Source organism: Larkinella sp. VNQ87 (genome assembly GCF_049445795.1).
In the GTDB taxonomy this organism is placed as follows: domain Bacteria; phylum Bacteroidota; class Bacteroidia; order Cytophagales; family Spirosomataceae; genus Larkinella.
Genome location: NZ_JBMSDT010000023.1, coordinates 36,419 through 53,715 on the forward strand (window position 1 = coordinate 36,419; position 17,297 = coordinate 53,715).

A 17,297-nucleotide genomic window follows, 5' to 3' on the forward strand; every position below is an offset into this window, starting at 1 on the left:
CGGTTGAAGACCCTGACAGGGTTTTGTCACGCCGGATCGTGGCCCCAGTTTTTGAGCGAATAGGCCCAGTTGCTGCCTTTTACTTCTTTCGGGCGTTGCGCGCGGTGACGCTTGATGTAGCCGACCACCTTCCGCATGTGGTCAAAATCGCGGTCGGTGAGGTCCGCACGCTTTTTGCGTTTGATCTGAATGATTTTTTCGCCCGATTTGTGCCCGACCGATTCGCCGTCACCACTGTCCCAGCCCACCGATTTCGACTCTTCGGTTTTCAGCCATTTTTCGAGTTCGGAAGGGGTCATGTTCACCAGTTCGTTAAACTCGTCAAGTACTTCTTTTTTCTCTTCCTCGTTCATACCCGGTTTTGGTTAGTTGTGAATTTTCTCGACTTCGCTTTCCAGTTTCAATACCACCTGCTTGTCGTCCTGCTCGATGACCAGCGCCGGATTTTCGTCCGAACCGTTCCGCTTGATTTTCGACCCTTTAATGGTCTTTTCAATTTCCTTTTTGTGAACTTCCACGACCTTCCCTTCGGCGTGCCCACTGGCGTATTTCCAGCGAACCGCATCTCCTTTTTTCAACATGATGCTGTTTAAATTTATGATTAGCAGGCTAACCGCTTGTTCGGAATAAATGTTCGAAAACACAAAACCTTAAACCTCCACCCGGTCTGGCTCGTTATCGGAGTGGACATCTACTCAACTCAACGCTATGAAAGCTGCTGTTATCCAACGATACGGCGAACGCACCGAACTGCATGTGCAGGAAGTGCCGATGCCAACTGTCGACCACATCGACGATCCACACCGGGTACTGATCCGCGTCCACGCGGCCAGTGTCAATCCGGTTGATACAAAGGTGCGCGAAGGCGGTTTAAAGCTGATTTTATCGGGTAATTTCCCGAAGATTCTGGGTGTGGAATGCGCCGGAGTAGTCGAAGCGGTGGGTCTGATGGTCAAAAATGTCCAGCCCGGCGACCGGGTAGTGGCCTCCCTGGGGCCCGAAGGCGGAGGGTATGCTGAATATGCTGTAGCCAAAGACACCAATGTGGTCAAATTGCCCGACGAAGTCAGTTTTGCGCAGGCAGCCGCCATGCCGGTGGCGGCCGGAACCGCTTTACAGGCCCTGCTCGATAAAGCCAAAATTCGGCCCGGCGACCGGGTGCTGATCAACGGCGCGACCGGGGGTGTTGGCACCTTTGCCATCCAGATTGCCAGGTTGATGGGCTCTCAAGTAACCGCCGTGTGCAGTTCGGACGGGGTGCCCCTTGCCCTGCAATTAGGCGCAGAGCAGGTAATTGATTATTCCGTTGCTGATTTTACGAAGAGCCTGGAACGGTATGATGTCGTTTTCGACGCCGTAGGTAAAAGTTCTTACGACGAATGCCGTCCCATTCTAACCGAAACCGGCCATTACATTACGACAATTCCTTCGCCGAAACAGGTGCTGGAACAGGCGTTGACGACCTTCTCCGGTCAGAAAGCGGAGTCATTGCTGTTCACATTCAACCAGGATCAGATGAATTGGCTGTTAAAACAGGTAGCCGATGGCAAACTGCTGCCCGTCATCGAACGTACGTACCGCCTGGAAGAACTGGCGCTGGCGCATGGCGACAGCGAAGCCGGTCATGTCAAAGGGAAATTAGTGATTGAAGTTGTAACTCCTGAAATCCATGAAAACGTATCTTAATTTGCTTGGCCTTCTGCTGCTGCCAGGAATTTCGGTTCTGGCGCAATCGAAAACCGCCCCGACGGCCCCAGCGGCCGTTGTGACGACGATCGAAGGCATTACCAACAAACAGTTTCAGACCGACACCACTTACGCGGCTTTGTCGAAGGAAGATGAAACCCTGCTGGCGAAAGAACCCGTTGCCAATTGGGGACTTCCGCAGGAATCCGACGGAATGCAGTACTACAACCTCGTGATCGGCACCCGATCGTATCAGTTGCTGGTTAACAAATCGCCCAAAGCCGAGTTTCCGACGGCCACGCTGCTGCGCTACGCCGACCCCAAATCAAAGCCGGAACCCATTGCCCGGGGGTTGTTAAAGCCAAAAACAGAGAAAGCAAAGTAAACCCGTCAAGTCGCTCGGCAGAAGTTGCCTCAGGCTAACATCCGGTGGTTGTGGGCGGATCCATCCTGATCAGGATGCCAGGGTAACTGCGGTCCTGCGGTTGTCCGGAACTGGGGATTGGGCATACGAATTGGCCTGATGCTCTTCTCAGAAAACCGGCTGTGCAAATAGCTATCGCAGATAAATCGACTCGTGGTCGGACCGAACCCCAACATCCGGAAGTGAGCGACGGTTATTCGCAGCGAAAATGTCGTCAGAGAAACCAGGAGTAGAACCCCGATAACGAATCGAACGGGTGCGAAACAAGGTCGGATGAAACCGGATAACGGCAAAACCACGTCGTGCGTCTTCATAGCTTAGTGTACGAATTGAGTGAACAGAGAAGCAGAATGCTGCTGCACAAATCTGTCAAGCCTACGCTAAACTTTTTACTCCATATTCGACAAACTTTGTCTCATTTTTACCAAAATCGGCTTAATTGGGTTAAAATGGGGCTTCTGGAATGGAAATGAAGTTAAATCCGGGAGTAGGCCGAAGGAAGTTGTCCAAATTTTTCCTGAAACATTTTCGTAAAATACGATACGCTCTCAAAGCCGACCCGGAAGGCTATTTCCGAGATCGTTTGATCATTTTGCCGCAAATACAGAGCCGCCTGTTCCAGCCGGTGATTCCGGATAAACTCAACGGCCGTCTGGTCGGTTAGGGCTTTTAGTTTGCGAACCAGTTGCCGCTGGCTCAGGTTTATTTCCTGACTGAGTTGTTCGACGCTAAAGGCACTTTCGCCCAGGTGTCGATCGATCACGGCCCGCACTTTTTGCAGAAAGACTTCCTCCTGACGCTTTTCCGGTTCAACGACAATCCGAACATCGCGTTCTTGACCGCTGAAATAAGTCCGCAACCGATTTTGGTTCCGGATCAGATTTCGCACCCGCACCCGAATTTCCGATGGTAGAAACGGCTTGGTCAGGAAATCATCCGCTCCCTGTTCAAAGCCTTCGATGCGATCGGCCACCTGCGCCCGCGCCGTCAGCACCACCACCGGAATATGACTGGTGGCCTCCTGGGCTTTCAGCATCCGGCAAAAGGCGTAGCCATCCAGCCGGGGCATCATCAAATCACAAATTACCAGACTGGGCAGGGTGGCAGTAGCTTTTTCCAGCCCCTCCTGTCCGTCGGAAGCCTCCAGCACGCGGTATTCACTTTCGAAAATGCTCCGGACATACGCCCGTATATCGGCATTATCGTCAATGATCAGGAGCAGATCGTCGGCATCGGTTACTGTTTCACTCTCCGGTTCATGCACCCTGCTCTCTCCCATTTCCAATCCGACAGGCTGTTCCTTCCCAACAGAATCCGATGGGAAAGCAACGCCGTTTGCAGTCTGGTCGCCAGAAACCGCCAGCAAGGGTAGTTTCACCGTGAAAGTCGTGCCAACACCCTCAGCACTGCTGACCTCAATCGAACCCTCCTGAACACGCACCAGCTCACTGACCAGCGCCAGCCCGATGCCTGTTCCCGTATAGGCAAACCGGGCGTTATCTTCGATCTGATAAAATCGATTGAAGATATGATCGAGGTGTCCGGGCGCGATCCCAATCCCGGTATCCTGAACTTCCAGAACCAGGCCCGCGTCCGCCTGTAGCACCGGATACCGAACGATCAACCGAACGTCATGCTGAGCCGGCGTAAATTTGAACGCATTAGACAACAGATTGGTCACAATGGTTTCCAGGTGATCGGGGTCGAAATATGCCCACCACTCTGCCTGGTTCTGGTCAAACTGGAACCGGATGTGTCGCTCTTCGGCCAGCGACCGAAACGAACCGGCAATGGTGCGAAAAAAAACCGCCAGATCACCCGATCGGGGTTCGGGACGGAGTTGCCCGGCTTCCAGCTTACTCAGATCCAGAAGCTGGTTGGTCAGGCGAAGGAGTCGCCGGGCGTTTCGTTGCAGCATCGGAAACCGATCGTCTCTGGCATATTCTTGTGCCAGTTGTTCGATTGGCCCCAGAATGAGCGTCAACGGTGTCCGAAGTTCGTGGGAGATATTGGTAAAAAACTGGGTCTTCAGGGTATCCAGCTCGGCCAGTCGCAGTGCTTCCCGTTTTTCGAACACCACCTGTTGCTGCAGCAGAAACCGTTGAGTTTGGAAGCGATATACCTGCCAAATGACCACCCCCAGTAGCCCGGCATACACCAGATAAGCCCACCAGCTTCGGTAGAAAGGCGGATGTATCCGAATCCGTAAATCCACGGGCGCACTCCAGACTTCACCATTAGCCGACCCCATTACGGTAAATCTGTAATCGCCGTCGGGCAGGTGTGCGTAATTGGCAAAACGGTTTGAACCGGCTTCTACCCAGTCCTGATCGATCCCCGAAAGCCGGTAGCGATACCGGTGACGGGCCGGATTGGCATACTCCATCAACCCAAATTCAAGCGTTACCAAATTCTGATCATGCGCCAGATCGATCCGCTGGCTGTATTCAATACTTTGCGGCAAAACCGACCCGGAGTGCCCTGCCTCAATGGCTTCGTTATTGATTTTCAGTCCGATAATGTTCAAACGCGGTTTTTGACGTACCTGATTGCCTACTTCACCGGGCCAAAAGGCCGTCAGACCGTTGATTCCGCCAAAAAACAACTCCCCCGATGCGGCTTTAAAAAACGCGCCTGTGTTGAATTCATCATCCTGTAAACCATCCTCCTTTGTGTATGCCCGAAGCTGACCGGTTTTCGGATTGAACTGGGCCAGCCCCCGGTTGGTACTCACCCAGAGGTTTCCCGATTGGTCGGGCAGTATTCCGTAAACGACCCGGTTTGGCAACCCCTGTGTTTCATTAAAATGCGTAAACCGTCCCGTTCGTTTGTCCAGCCGCTCCAGCCCTCCGCCTTTCGTTCCGATCCACAGGAAACGACCCGGTTCGGCAGGGTCAGCCAGCAGGCACGACACAAAATTGTTACTCAGGCTCTGGCGGTCTTTAGCGTCGTTTTTATAAATCGAAAACTCCGGTCGGCTCAGACTATTCCGAACAATGACGAGTCCGGCCGGGGTACCTACCCAAAGCGTACCATCCGGATCAAATTGCATCGCATAGGTTTCAATTCCGGCCCCCTGTTGCGGCAGCAGGTGCTGGTACTGGTAAATCTGAAAGGTCTCGGTTCTGGGGTTAAACCGCAGTAAATGTCCATTGGCAGCTCCAATCCAAAGTGTACCATCGGGGGCTTCAAGGGTTTGGTTGCCAAAAAAACCAAAGGAAACCGAAGCTGGCAAGGCGTATTTCTTGAGCAACTGCCAATCCTCCGAAAACTTGAAAAGCCGGTGTTCGTGTGTTTGAAAATGCGTGCTGGACACCCAGAAATTTCCCTGACGATCCTGAAACAGATAGCGTTGCCGCCGGTCGGCCGCTGGCAACGCCGGGTTCAGAAAGGAAACCCGGCGGTTGTTGTTACGGTCGAGCCGGTCATAAGCATACTGGTAGCGAATATAAACACGGTTCTGCCGGTCGACATAAATCTGCGATAGGGAAGTATACGGCAAATAAGCCCGGAATTCCTTGATCTGGGGGTTGAACGTCCGCAAACCGTAGCCGCTGGTTCCGGCCCAGACCAAACCGGCCCGATCTTTGAGCAGACTGGTAATCGTCGCAATGTTGGGTGGTAAGGCCACATACGCCCGGCGGGCGGTCAGACTATCCTGTTGCCATAGTTCCTTTGGTGACAGCAGCCACAAGTGATCGGGGGTGGCAATTGCGATTGTCCTGGCATCGATCGCGCTGATTTTTACGCCAAAATAATCCCGTCTTGGTAAGGCAATGGTTTTCTTTTTCCCCTGGTACCAACACAAGATCTGGCTGCTGGTACAGGCAATCCAGAGATCCTGCTCCGGCAACGAGTATACATCGTGAAAGTCAGTTTTTCCGGCCGAAAACCGGGTTTGTACCCCTCCGTGCCCTGGCCGTTTCCAGTCAAATTCCGAAATGGCATATTGGGTGCCAACAAACGCCCGGCCATCCGATCTGAACTGAAGGTCACGAATGTAATCACCGGATTGAGTTTGCCTGAGCGTAACCGATGTAATCCGGACCTTTGTCGTAAAGTTCGACGCCTTCGGGAAACCAGTGTCCAGGCTGGCGGGTAATGCTATTCGAAACAGTTTGCCGGTATTGGTCCCGACCCAGATGTTCCCTTCGGGGTCCTCCGTCAGGTGATTAATTTCATAATTCCCTGCATTGGTGTCGGCTCCATCGCTGATCGTAATGTGGTAAAACCGCCGGGTGCGGTCGTCAAAAAGATTCAATCCCTGATTGTGGGTTCCAACCCACAAACGTCCGTTCCGATCAAGCAGCAGGGCTGTACAGTAATTGTCAGATAGACTATTGGAATTGTAGGGATCATGGGTAAAAACAGTAAAATTGTGTCCATCGTACCGATTCAGGCCATCTTTGGTTGCAATCCAGATGAATCCGTTTCGGTCCTGTTTCAGATCAAATACCATCCCCTGCGAAAGCCCATTGGAAATAGTAATTTCCCGCCAGCCTTTCGGCTGAGCCAGCAATGTGAATGACAACAGCATCAACCCCAATAGCAAGCGCATTCTAAAACAGATTTTAGCAGAAACATACGTAATTTAGGAAGAAACCGATGAAAGTTGAGTGTAATCTATTCAAAAAACGTCAATTTATCAGACTAAGTGGTTTTCTTTCGAGCACCGTCTGGTAGCACAAAATCTGTCTGTTATATTGAAGATAGCGAGTAGTTCAGCTAGTTGTTACACAGTGTTTATCAGGGAACCTCAGAGGTACCCTGATAAACCCCTGATAACCTCTGATGCTCCCTGATAAACACTGTGTAACAACCCAAGCTAAAACGTTATTATTCTGTTAACTTAGGGCCTTTTTTTGGCGAAACGGAGTAAAGTAAAGTAACTTTACTGATCCACCTTTTTGCCCTCCGTCATGACCGACACCCGCAGAGAGTTTCTTAAAAAAGCCGCCCTCCTGGCCAGCGGCACCAGCCTGTTCCAGGGCCTGCCCGAATCGATTCAGAAAGCCCTGGCCATCGACCCTAAACCGGGCAGCACGTTTCTGGATGCTGAACACATCGTGATCCTGATGCAGGAAAACCGCTCCTTCGATCACTGCTACGGTGCGCTTCAGGGTGTTCGGGGCTTCAATGACCCCCGGGCCATCACCTTGCCCAACAAAAACCCGGTCTGGCTCCAGAGCAATGCGGCCGGTGAAACCTACGCACCGTTCCGGTTGAATCTGAAAGACACCAAAGCGACCTGGATGAGTTCGCTCCCCCACTCCTGGACGAACCAGGTGGACGCCCGCAACAACGGGAAATACGATAAATGGCTGGATTCCAAGAAGTCAGGCAACAAGGAATACGCCAAAATGCCCCTGACAATGGGCTACTACAACCGGGAAGACATCCCGTTTTACTACGCCCTGGCCGATGCGTTCACGGTTTGCGACCAGAATTTCTGTTCATCGCTGACCGGCACGACGCCCAACCGCCTGTACCTCTGGACCGGTACCATCCGTGAAAAACCCGAGCGTTCGTCGAAGGCCAATGTCCGGAACGAGGACGTGGATTACGGCGACAACGCCCGCTGGACGACTTTCCCCGAACGGCTGGAGGATCAGGGTATTTCGTGGCGAATTTACCAGAACGAACTGAGCCTGCCCGTCGGGTTTACGGGGGAAGAGGAAGGCTGGCTGGCCAACTTCACCGATAACCCGATTGAGTGGTTTGAGCAATACAACGTCGGTTTTTCAGAAGCCTACCAACGTTACCTCCACCAGCGAATCGAAGCACTTCCGACTGAAATTCAGGAGCTTACTGACAAATTGAAAACATTACCCGAAACTGGCGCGGAAACCGATTTGCTGAAGAAGAGTCTGGCCCGTAAGGAAGCCGAGTTGAAAACCAGCCGGGAACACCGCGAAAAATGGAGTCGGGAAAAGTTTGAGAAATTGTCCCAACGCTCGAAAAACCTGCACGAAAAAGCCTTTACTACCAATAAAAACGACCCAAACTACCACTCGCTGACCTCGCTGAAATACCACGACGGAACCACGGAGCGTGAAGTAGAAATCCCGAAAGGCGATGTGCTGCACCAGTTCCGGGAAGACGTTAAAAACCGTAACCTGCCGACGGTTTCGTGGGTGGTGGCCCCCGAAAACTTCTCGGACCACCCCGGCGCGGCCTGGTACGGGGCCTGGTATATTTCGGAAATGCTCGACATCCTGACCCAGAATCCGGAGGTCTGGAAAAAGACAATTTTCATTCTGTGTTACGACGAAAACGACGGTTATTTCGACCACGTTCCGCCCTTTGTGGCCCCGCATCCCGACAAACCCGAAACCGGCCGGGTGTCGAAGGGCATCGATACCAGTGTCGAGTATGTCTTCATGGAGCAGGAATTGCAGCGAAAAGTGAGCGATCCGAAAAAAGACGCCCGCTCGGGGCCCATCGGACTCGGTTACCGCGTGCCGCTCGTCATTGCTTCGCCCTGGAGCCGGGGTGGCAAGATCTCGTCGGAGGTGTTCGATCACACGTCCATTCTGCGGTTCCTGGAGGTTTATTTAAGCAAAAAAACCGGTAAGAAAGTCGAAGAATCCAACATCAGCGCCTGGCGTCGGACAGTTTGCGGGGATCTGACCTCAGTGTTCCGACCCTATAAAGGCGAGAAAATACCGCTACCGGCTTTTGTCGAAAAAAATGAATTTGTCGAAACCATTCACAAAGCGAAGTTCAAGGAATTGCCGTCGGGCTATCGTAAGCTGACCAAAGCCGAAATTGAACAGATCAAGCGATCGGGTGTGTCGTCGCCGTTGCTGCCGAAACAGGAAAAAGGCGTTCGGGCGTCGTGTGCCCTGCCCTACCAGTTATACGCCGATGGGAAGCTGAATGCTGATAAACAATCCTTTGACATCACGTTCCAGGCGAAAAACGAGGTATTTGAAGCCCGGTCGGCCGGTTCGCCATTTGTGGTTTATGCGCTGGACAATTACGAGTCAGAAGCCGAGAAACCGGTGCGGAACGTTCAGGTGCGGGATTATGCCGTATCGGCCGGTGACAGCCTGACCGATGCGTGGAAGCTCGGCGACTTTGAAAACCAGACCTACCAGTTTCGCGTGCATGGCCCCAACGGGTTCTTCCGGGAGTTTATCGGCGACGCCAACGACCCGCAACTGGAAGTAGTAGTTGATTACCAGCGCAAGGCACCCAAATCGAAGTCGCTCACGGGTTCGGTCGAACTTACGTTGATCAACCTGGACAAAGCCAACGCCCTTACGGTTGAAATTCGGGATAATGCCTACAAAGCCCCCGACCAGTCGAAAACCATTCCGAAAGGTGGCCGGGCGAGTCTGGTGCTGGATCTGGGCAAGAGTTTTGGCTGGTACGATTTCAGCGTCAAAGTAACGGGCCACACGGCTTTTGAATATCGCTACGCAGGACGCGTCGAAACCGGCCTGGACAGCTTTACGGACCCGGCAATGGGGGGCGAACTGGTTTGAGCGTAGGAAAAACGTTGAATGTGCCGTAATATGCGCCGTCAATCGTAACCCTGCCCCTCCTTTTCGTATGAGACCGTCGAACGCTGGCTCAGCCCAAAACCGCACTTTTTTTCAACGCACGTTCCGATCAGAACGGCTTTTCACGTCCGTTCTGGTCGTTCTTCTTCTGGCTTTGTCAACCCCGGTTTTGGCCCAACCCTCAACCGATCCAGCCAAGGCCGAACGCGAATACCTGGTCCAGACACTGGTTAAAATTGCCGACCCGGTTCTGGTGTCGCTCAGTCAGAACCGTTTGCGGCAGACGATGCCCGTCGAAGCCTCCTCCGATAATCGCCGGGACTATTCGCATTTGGAAGCCTTCGGTCGGCTGCTGGCCGGGATCGCTCCCTGGCTCGAACTCGGACCGGATGCCACCCCCGAGGGCCAGCTACGCCAAAAGTACATCAACCTGACGCTGCTGTGCCTGCGCAACGCGACGGATCCGAAGTCGCCGGATTTTATGAATTTCACGAAGGGCGGTCAGCCGCTGGTCGATGCGGCTTTTCTGGCGCAGGGCCTGTTACGGGCACCTAATCAACTCTGGAACCGGCTGGACGCCAGTGCGAAAGCCAATATACTTGCTGCCCTGAAATCAACGCGGGTCATTACGCCCGGCTACAACAACTGGCTGCTGTTCAGCGCCGAAGTGGAAGCGGCCTTGCTAAAATTTGAAGGTTCCTGCGACCGGATGCGGATCGACTATGCCCTGAAATCACATCAGTTATGGTACAAAGGTGACGGCGCTTACGGCGACGGCCCGAATTTTCACTGGGATTATTACAACAGCTTCGTCATCCAGCCCATGCTGCTCGATGTGTTGAAAACGCTCTCGGAAGAAGCCCCCAGCCCATCCGTCAAGAAAGAGTACGAAACCGTCCTGAGCCGCGCCCAACGTTACGCCGAAGTGCTGGAAAGCCTGATTTCACCCGAGGGCACGTACCCGCCCCTGGGCCGGTCGCTGGCCTACCGGTTCGGCGCGTTTCAGTTGCTGTCGCAGATCGCCTTAATGAAAACCCTGCCGGAGGGGCTGGCCCCGCAGCAGGTCCGGGCAGCTTTGTATGCGGTGATCAAACGGCAGGTCGAAGCGCCGGGAACCTTCGACAAAACCGGCTGGCTGCAGATTGGACTGGTTGGCCACCAGCCGCTCGTGGGTGAAAATTACATCTCAACGGGCAGCCTGTACCTTTGTGCCGAAGCCTTTTTGATGCTGGGCCTACCCGCTACCGATCCTTTCTGGACCGGCCCCGACCAGGATTGGACTACCCGACGGCTCTGGAAAGGTGAGAATATTCCGATCCGACACGCCAAAGACTGATGGCTGGAAATCAACACCCATGAATCCTACCCTTGGATGAAATACAAACTGGTTATTTTCGATTTTGACGGCACCCTGGCCGATTCGTTCCCTTACTTTATGAGCACGGTCAACATCCTGGCGGAAACCTATCATTTTCCGCCCATTGATCCGGTCAAAGTTGATCAGATGCGCGGCATGGATGCCCGGCAATTGCTTAAAAACTCACGGATACCGGCCTGGAAAGTCCCGCTGATTGCCAACGCTTTCATTCGCATGATGGGCCGGGATATCGGGCAGATTCCGTTATTTACCGGAATAGCTGACCTCATCAAAAAACTGACGACTCAGGGCGTACGGATCGCTATTGTCAGTTCGAATTCGGAACAAAACATCCGCCGGGTTCTTGGTCCCGAAACCGCTTCCCTGATCACCTACTACGGTTGCGGAACTTCGCTGTTTGGCAAACAGCACAAGTTCAAAAAGGCCATGACCAGCCTGGGACTGAAACCGCACGAGGTTCTGTGTGTCGGCGATGAAATGCGGGATCAGGAAGCGGCCGAAAAATCCGGGATGGCCTTCGGAGCAGTTGCATGGGGCTACACCCGCGCCGATGTATTCGAAAATCAGCCCGGAATTGCAGTTTTTTATTCCGTCGAGGATATTGCCAGAGCGTGTTGGGGTTAGATGCCTGATTTGCTCAAATCCGAAAAACCCGGCTTTACAACCGGGTTTTTGAAGTATCTGGCTATTTTGTATTAGGACTTCTTCGCCACCGTTACGGCTTTTTTCGCCGGATTCGGTTTCTTGCCTGGCGAAGCTTTAGGTTTCGGAGCGGCCGGGTTTTTCTGAGTCATCGTTACCGGATCCCAGTGTATGACCTTATTCTCGAAATAACTTTCGTTGCAGGCCAAAACCGGTGCGGCCGCGCGGAACCCGAATACCGGGTCTTCAATGGTGCCCTGGCTTCCGGCCCGGACATTGGCGAAGAAGTCGCCGAAGTGTTTGGCGTGTGCATCGTCGTCCTTCGGCGCTTCGAACTTTACTTCCTTCACGGGTTCAGCCTTGCGGGTTTCGGGCGGATACTTGGCGTCGTATTCCTCCACAAATTTCTTCTGTACGTCTTCCGTAAACGTAAAGAAACTGTCGTAATTGCCGTAGCCCGGCGCAATCGGCAGCTTTTTCTTAGTCAGAATCAGGTTGTTCTCCGAAAATTCGACCGTCCCCTCATTGCCGATGATCCGCGTCACGTTGCTGATCTTGCCCGCGTTGGCAAAATTCACCCGCAGAACCATCTGGAACGCTTCGTGCTGCTCGGTTTTCGGATAATCCATGATGCTTGTCATCACATCGGGCACATCGCGATGCTCCTTCCAGTACGCCAGGTTGCCGGACGAATAAATCCGCGTCGGGCCGAGCGTATTGGTCACGTAATGCACACCCGTGATGAGGTGAACAAAGAGGTCACCCGCCACGCCCGTGCCGTAATCTTTGAAATTTCGCCAGCGGAAAAACCGGATCGGGTCGAATGGCCGCTTAGGTGCATCGCCCAGGAAGCGATCCCAGTCGACGGTTTGGGGCGAGGCATCGGGAGGAACAGAATAATTCCAGGCCCCAATGGCGTTAAACCGGTCGTTGTTCGATTCAATGTAGTTAATAGCCCCAATCTCACCCGCTTGGATCAGCCGTTTGGCTTCCTGAAAAGACGCGCTGCTGATCCGCTGGCTACCCACCTGCATCGTTTTTCCCGATTTTTTCCAGGCATCGATGACGGCCTTGCCTTCGTTCAGGTGCTGCACCATCGGTTTTTCGCAGTAAACGTGCTTCCCGGCTTTCAGGGCCGCAATGGTGATGTGATCGTGCCAGTGGTCAGGCGTGACGACCAAAACCGCATCGACATCCGGCCGAGCCAGGATTTCTCGGTAGTCGCGGGTGGTGAACAGTTGCTGCCCAAAGGCGGTTCGCGCGTGTTCAAGCCGCCCGGAATACAGATCGGCGACGGCCACCAGTTCCACCTCCGGGTTGCGCAGGGCCGCCTGGGTGTCGTAATTGCCCTGGATGCCCATGCCGATGGTGGCAATCCGGATTTTGTCGTTCGGGCTGATTTTTTTCAGATCCCGGATGATGTGAAAAGGTTTGGCGACACTTTGGGTAGCCAGCAGCGCCGAAGCCGCCGTCAGCCCCTTGACGAAATCGCGACGGGAAGATTGCATAGGGTTTATCGGAAATAAACGAATCGAACATTAACTGGTTAAAGGTACTTTAAACCTTGCTTAAATGCTATAGATCATCAGGGAGGTCCGTTGGCAAAACAGGCTAAAGAAAATACCGTAAACCCTGTAAGACAAAGCTATTCAGGCGAATTGGACCTTTTCCGGCCGTCGATACAATATTAATATTTTTTAAAATAGCTTTCTTTACTGCGTATCTTACAAAAAAGCACCCCTGCGTCTGCATGTACGCAAGGGTGCCTGACTACTAAAAAACCACTCTCAACCTCTACTCGTCATTATCGTGTATACAAGGCTCCTTTCGCGATGGTCGATTCGTATTCCCCGCTGATGGTTTCCAGAAATTTACCGGTCACCCAGCCAATGTCGGAATTACGAATAAAAACAAATCGTTTGGGAGCCGATGGTGTGGAATAGGCTTTCATAATGGCATCCAGCCACAAAGCACCGGCGATGAGCTGTTTTTCACCCACCTGATCGCGCACGGTGCGGATCTCCTGTTCGGCCCGGCTACGCAGACCGGGATCGGTAATGACTTTCAGATCCGGATGGGTCAGGGCTTTGTAATCGTCCAGCACGAGCCGTTTAAACCGCTCCACATCATCCGACGAAATCGCCACCGCCGTAAGGCCCGTTTTTTCGGGATGAAGGTAAGTTACCAAGGCCCAGGCTACCTCTCCGCCTAAACCCACTGTCCGCCGTTGCTGCAAGCCAGGGTTACCGGCGGCAAACCGACGGGTAAGGGCGGTATCGGCTACGGCTTTAACAACCCGCTGGGATTCTTTTTTGAAAGCGTCGGCCGACAGGGTGCCCTTTCTTTCAATCCTATTTACAAGAGTATTGATACCCACCGGAGTTTCCACGGGGTGAAAGGTTTTGTCCGGGTCAAAATAACCGCCAGTACTGGCATCACTGCCAATGTACAGAGAGGAGGTGGTCGACCAGACTTTCCGGGGGATGGAACCTATCGTAAACAGTTCGGCTTCCCGATCCACGGAGAGAGTTGTGTCGATGCGCAGGTTTCCGGCGGGCAGCGTCCGCGACAACTGCTCATAGAGCCTCTTTCGGGTAGCCGGGGTTTTTGCCAATCCTTCCTTCATTTCGTTGCTGAATACGATAAAGATTCGCTCGTTCGGAATGTTGTACCGATTGATGGTATCCAGGCAAATTTTCAGCGCATCCTGTCCGGCTTTCAGAGAATTTGAAGCATCGGCCACAAACGTGACGTTCGGCACTTCGAATTTGGTTTTGATGTCTTTTTCGTAAAAATCGCTTTCGTAGCGCGTTTTGAAAATCGCCAGCCGGACTTCCGACGCGCCGAACTGAATACCGGCATACAGGTTTTTGCCCGAAATCTCGCGAATCAGCTCGTTGACGCCCCAGGCGCTGGCCACATAGCGCATTTTTTCGTAGCGACTCCGAGCAATTTTCAGGTAATACTCGGCATGCTCGGTGTTGTTGTTTTCATAATGGGCTAAACCCAGCAGTTCGCAGGCCACGGCTTCCCAATACCGGTTTTGGCCCCGAACGGCTGGCAAAGCCCGTTCCAGCAGGTTAATCGCATCCTGCGGTTTGTCCAGTGCCCGCAGCGTATTCGCCAGTTTGATGTACCGAATAGCCTCCCCGACGCCAGCCGCTTTTTGTGCCCAACCCACTGAAACAGATAGTATTAAAAAGTAGAACAGAGAAAAGAATCGTTTCATACGCAAGTAATCAGTTTCCTGGAACTGCTCCCTGCCCTATACGTACGAACGAGTGCTTCAAAACGATTGCCAAAAGCGTATTTTTTTCTCTCTTTGTTTTCTAACTATCAGCCTCCGGGCAATAATTTTCCCCATCATCTGATAGACATTTTCACCTGCTGAAACAAAAATGCCGGGGATTGATTACGTTAGAAAACCGTTTTGACAGCATGAACGAAAAAATCGTAAAAAAAGCCGCCCGAATCGGGTTGGGGGCTAGTCTGGTCTTTGCCGGAATCAGCCATTTGACATTTGCCCGAAAAGAATTCAAAGCCCAGGTGCCGGATTGGGTTCCGTTGCCCGTTGACGATACCGTAATTTATTCCGGCATTGTAGAAATAGCGCTGGGGAGCAGCCTGGTGTTGGCGTCGGAAGCAACCCAGCAAACCATTGGGCAAGTAACAGCCGGTTTTTTTACCGCGGTTTTTCCGGGGAATATTTCCCAGTATGTCAATCGTCGGAATGCCTTTGGGCTGGACACCGACCGAAAACGGTTTTTACGTCTTTTCTTCCAGCCGGTACTGGTATACTGGGCATTGAAAAGCACCGATAATCTTTGAGAAAACATCGTTTTTTGAATACTTAGCCATACAAACTGGCATTTGTTTTGAGGAAAAGGAAGCGTTAATTAACGCTTTCCAGCATGAACCTGCGTTTTATTGGCCTTACGCTCCTGTCCTGTACCTTATTCAGTTGTGATCCTCTGAATAAAAAATACGACCGGCAAAAGTCGGTCGAAGTGATTGCGAACGAGATTGATCTTGAAAACCGATCAGCACTGATTCGGGCCACCGTTGCCAACCAGCTTCGGAATGTGCCGAACGAACACTTCACGTACCGCGAACTGATCGCTCAGGGGAAAGCGATGGAATCAGTGAAAAAGTAAGACTCGACTACCATTGATTTTCGTTTAAATGAATTGGTGAACGATATTTGCCAGATGGCAAAAGGGACCGGTTTTAAAAACCGGCCCCTTTTGCAACATAAAATCAATTCCGGATTATGCCTGTTATTGCTGGTAACTGACCCGGTAAATCACCCCGTTGTTATCGTCCGTAAACAGCAGCGAACCATCCGGCATGGTGGTAATCCCCACCGGGCGGCCAAACTGCGCCTGGTTGTTGTTCACCAGAAAACCGGTCACGAAATCGTCGACGCGGGCGGGTTTCCCGTTCTCGAAATGAACCCGCACCACCTTATAGCCCGACGGCCGCATCCGGTTCCACGAACCGCGCATGGTGGCAAACGCATCGTTCTGGTATTCCGCCGGAAAACCGTTGGTAGCCCCCGAACCCGTATAGAAAATCAGGCCCATCGGCGCGGCATGGGCTTCGTACAGGTGCTCAGGCAAGGTCGTTTTGGCCAGAATCTCCGCGTAAGTCGTATCGCCCATTGGTCGGGGATGCGGGTTGTAGTTACCATCGGCGTAGATGTACGGCCAGCCGTAAAAACCGCCCTGTTTGATCTGGTTGAGTTCCTCCTTCTGCTGCTCGTCGCCCAGCCAGTCGATGCCGTGGTCAAAACCGTACAGCGCCTGGGTTTGCGGGTGCCAGTCGAAGCCAATGGTGTTTCGCAGTCCGCTGGCGTAAATGATCCGTCCGCTACCGTCGGGATTGGCCCGCAGAATCGTCGCGTGTTCGGCATTCGGTTCGGCGCAGGCGTTGCAGGTGCTGCCCACCGTAATGTAAAGCAAACCATCCGGGCCGAAATCGATGGTTCGGTTGGGGTGCTGGCCGCCGTCCGGCAAATCATTGATCAGTTGCTGGGGTGTACCGAGCGTTCCGTCCGAATTGATGTCGGCTCGGTAGAGTTCCTTAACGGCCACCAGGTACATTTTTCCGTCGTGAATCGTCAATCCATGCACGGCTTTTATGTTGGCTACCACCTGCTTCTGGTCGGCTTTTCCATCGGCGTTTGTATCCCGCAAAAGCGTCACCGTACCCGCCTGGCGACTCGTGACGTACACATGCCCTGACTCGCTGACCGTCAGCATCCGGGGTTTTTCGAGTTGGTCGGCGAACTTGGCAATCCGGAAACCGGCTGGCAGTTTCAACTGAGCCACCCGCTCGTCGGTGGCATCGACCAGGGCCGGTTCGAACACGTTGCCCTGAATACTGGCCGAGGTAGGTTCTTTGTTGGTTTCGGGTACTTTGGCATCAATCTGATGATCTTTGGAACAGGAGCTTAAGGCAGCGGCAGTCGCCAGCCCCATCAGGAGAGAAGTAACGGGTTGTTTTTTCATAAAACCGGATCGAAAGTAAACGTTGCGTGAAATTCGCTCGGTACGGCTGCGGTGCCGTTGCCGATCCCGATACGCTTTCCCAAACCGGTTGCTTAACCCGCTCCCAACGGGTTGGTTCCGAAAAAGTTTGTGAAGTGATAAAATGGGCT

General features: G+C 52.9%; 13 protein-coding genes. 7 read left to right on the top strand and 6 right to left on the bottom strand.

Going from position 1 to position 17,297, the window contains the following annotated elements:
• Positions 1-26: 26 nt before the first annotated feature.
• Positions 27-353 (bottom strand): DUF3140 domain-containing protein, encoded by a 327-nt coding sequence (locus ACO2Q8_RS28095; RefSeq protein WP_423348227.1) that lies wholly within the window; start codon positions 351-353, stop codon positions 27-29.
• A gap of 12 nt (positions 354-365) precedes the next feature.
• Entirely contained in the window at positions 366-581 is a 216-nt protein-coding gene (locus ACO2Q8_RS28100) for a DUF2945 domain-containing protein (RefSeq protein WP_423348228.1), read from the bottom strand.
• Between the two features lie 127 nt (positions 582-708).
• On the opposite strand from ACO2Q8_RS28100, the gene ACO2Q8_RS28105 reads away from it, so the two are divergent.
• Both ACO2Q8_RS28105 and ACO2Q8_RS28110 read left to right on the top strand, forming a co-directional pair.
• On the top strand, positions 709-1,686 hold the full coding sequence (locus tag ACO2Q8_RS28105; RefSeq protein ID WP_423348229.1) for an NAD(P)-dependent alcohol dehydrogenase: 978 nt from the start codon (positions 709-711) through the stop codon (positions 1,684-1,686).
• On the top strand, positions 1,670-2,071 hold the full coding sequence (locus ACO2Q8_RS28110; RefSeq protein ID WP_423348230.1) for a hypothetical protein: 402 nt from the start codon (positions 1,670-1,672) through the stop codon (positions 2,069-2,071). Before ACO2Q8_RS28105 ends, ACO2Q8_RS28110 begins: the two co-directional genes overlap by 17 nt.
• A 514-nt stretch (positions 2,072-2,585) precedes the next feature.
• Here ACO2Q8_RS28110 and ACO2Q8_RS28115 read toward each other — a convergent pair.
• Positions 2,586-6,668 carry a hybrid sensor histidine kinase/response regulator transcription factor gene (locus ACO2Q8_RS28115; protein WP_423348231.1) on the bottom strand — a complete coding sequence of 1,361 codons (4,083 nt, stop codon included), beginning with the start codon at positions 6,666-6,668 and terminating at the stop codon, positions 2,586-2,588.
• Between the two features lie 361 nt (positions 6,669-7,029).
• On the opposite strand from ACO2Q8_RS28115, the gene ACO2Q8_RS28120 reads away from it, so the two are divergent.
• The 3 genes from ACO2Q8_RS28120 to ACO2Q8_RS28130 all read left to right on the top strand — a co-directional run bounded on the left by ACO2Q8_RS28120 (position 7,030) and on the right by ACO2Q8_RS28130 (position 11,620).
• A complete protein-coding gene (locus ACO2Q8_RS28120) occupies positions 7,030-9,600 on the top strand; it encodes a phosphocholine-specific phospholipase C (protein ID WP_423348232.1) in 2,571 nt (856 codons plus the stop codon).
• Positions 9,601-9,667: 67 nt separating this feature from the next.
• Entirely contained in the window at positions 9,668-10,954 is a 1,287-nt protein-coding gene (locus ACO2Q8_RS28125) for a DUF2264 domain-containing protein (protein WP_423348233.1), read from the top strand.
• Positions 10,955-10,990: 36 nt separating this feature from the next.
• Positions 10,991-11,620 carry an HAD hydrolase-like protein gene (locus tag ACO2Q8_RS28130; protein ID WP_423348234.1) on the top strand — a complete coding sequence of 210 codons (630 nt, stop codon included), beginning with the start codon at positions 10,991-10,993 and terminating at the stop codon, positions 11,618-11,620.
• A 71-nt stretch (positions 11,621-11,691) separates the two neighbouring features.
• Here ACO2Q8_RS28130 and ACO2Q8_RS28135 read toward each other — a convergent pair whose 3' ends face one another.
• Both ACO2Q8_RS28135 and ACO2Q8_RS28140 read right to left on the bottom strand, forming a co-directional pair.
• The gene (locus ACO2Q8_RS28135) at positions 11,692-13,146 is read right to left on the bottom strand and encodes a Gfo/Idh/MocA family protein (protein ID WP_423348235.1); all 1,455 of its coding nucleotides are present in this window, start codon (positions 13,144-13,146) and stop codon (positions 11,692-11,694) included.
• Positions 13,147-13,442: 296 nt separating this feature from the next.
• Positions 13,443-14,867 carry a tetratricopeptide repeat protein gene (locus tag ACO2Q8_RS28140; protein WP_423348236.1) on the bottom strand — a complete coding sequence of 475 codons (1,425 nt, stop codon included), beginning with the start codon at positions 14,865-14,867 and terminating at the stop codon, positions 13,443-13,445.
• A 209-nt stretch (positions 14,868-15,076) separates the two neighbouring features.
• Between ACO2Q8_RS28140 and ACO2Q8_RS28145 the strand changes: the two genes are divergently transcribed.
• Both ACO2Q8_RS28145 and ACO2Q8_RS28150 read left to right on the top strand, forming a co-directional pair.
• A complete protein-coding gene (locus tag ACO2Q8_RS28145; protein WP_423348237.1) occupies positions 15,077-15,466 on the top strand; it encodes a DoxX family protein in 390 nt (129 codons plus the stop codon).
• Positions 15,467-15,549: 83 nt separating this feature from the next.
• Complete coding sequence (locus ACO2Q8_RS28150; RefSeq protein WP_423348238.1) at positions 15,550-15,792, top strand: hypothetical protein; 243 nt, start codon at positions 15,550-15,552, stop codon at positions 15,790-15,792.
• Between the two features lie 123 nt (positions 15,793-15,915).
• Here ACO2Q8_RS28150 and ACO2Q8_RS28155 read toward each other — a convergent pair whose 3' ends face one another.
• Entirely contained in the window at positions 15,916-17,148 is a 1,233-nt protein-coding gene (locus tag ACO2Q8_RS28155; RefSeq protein WP_423348239.1) for a PQQ-dependent sugar dehydrogenase, read from the bottom strand.
• Positions 17,149-17,297: the final 149 nt, after the last annotated feature.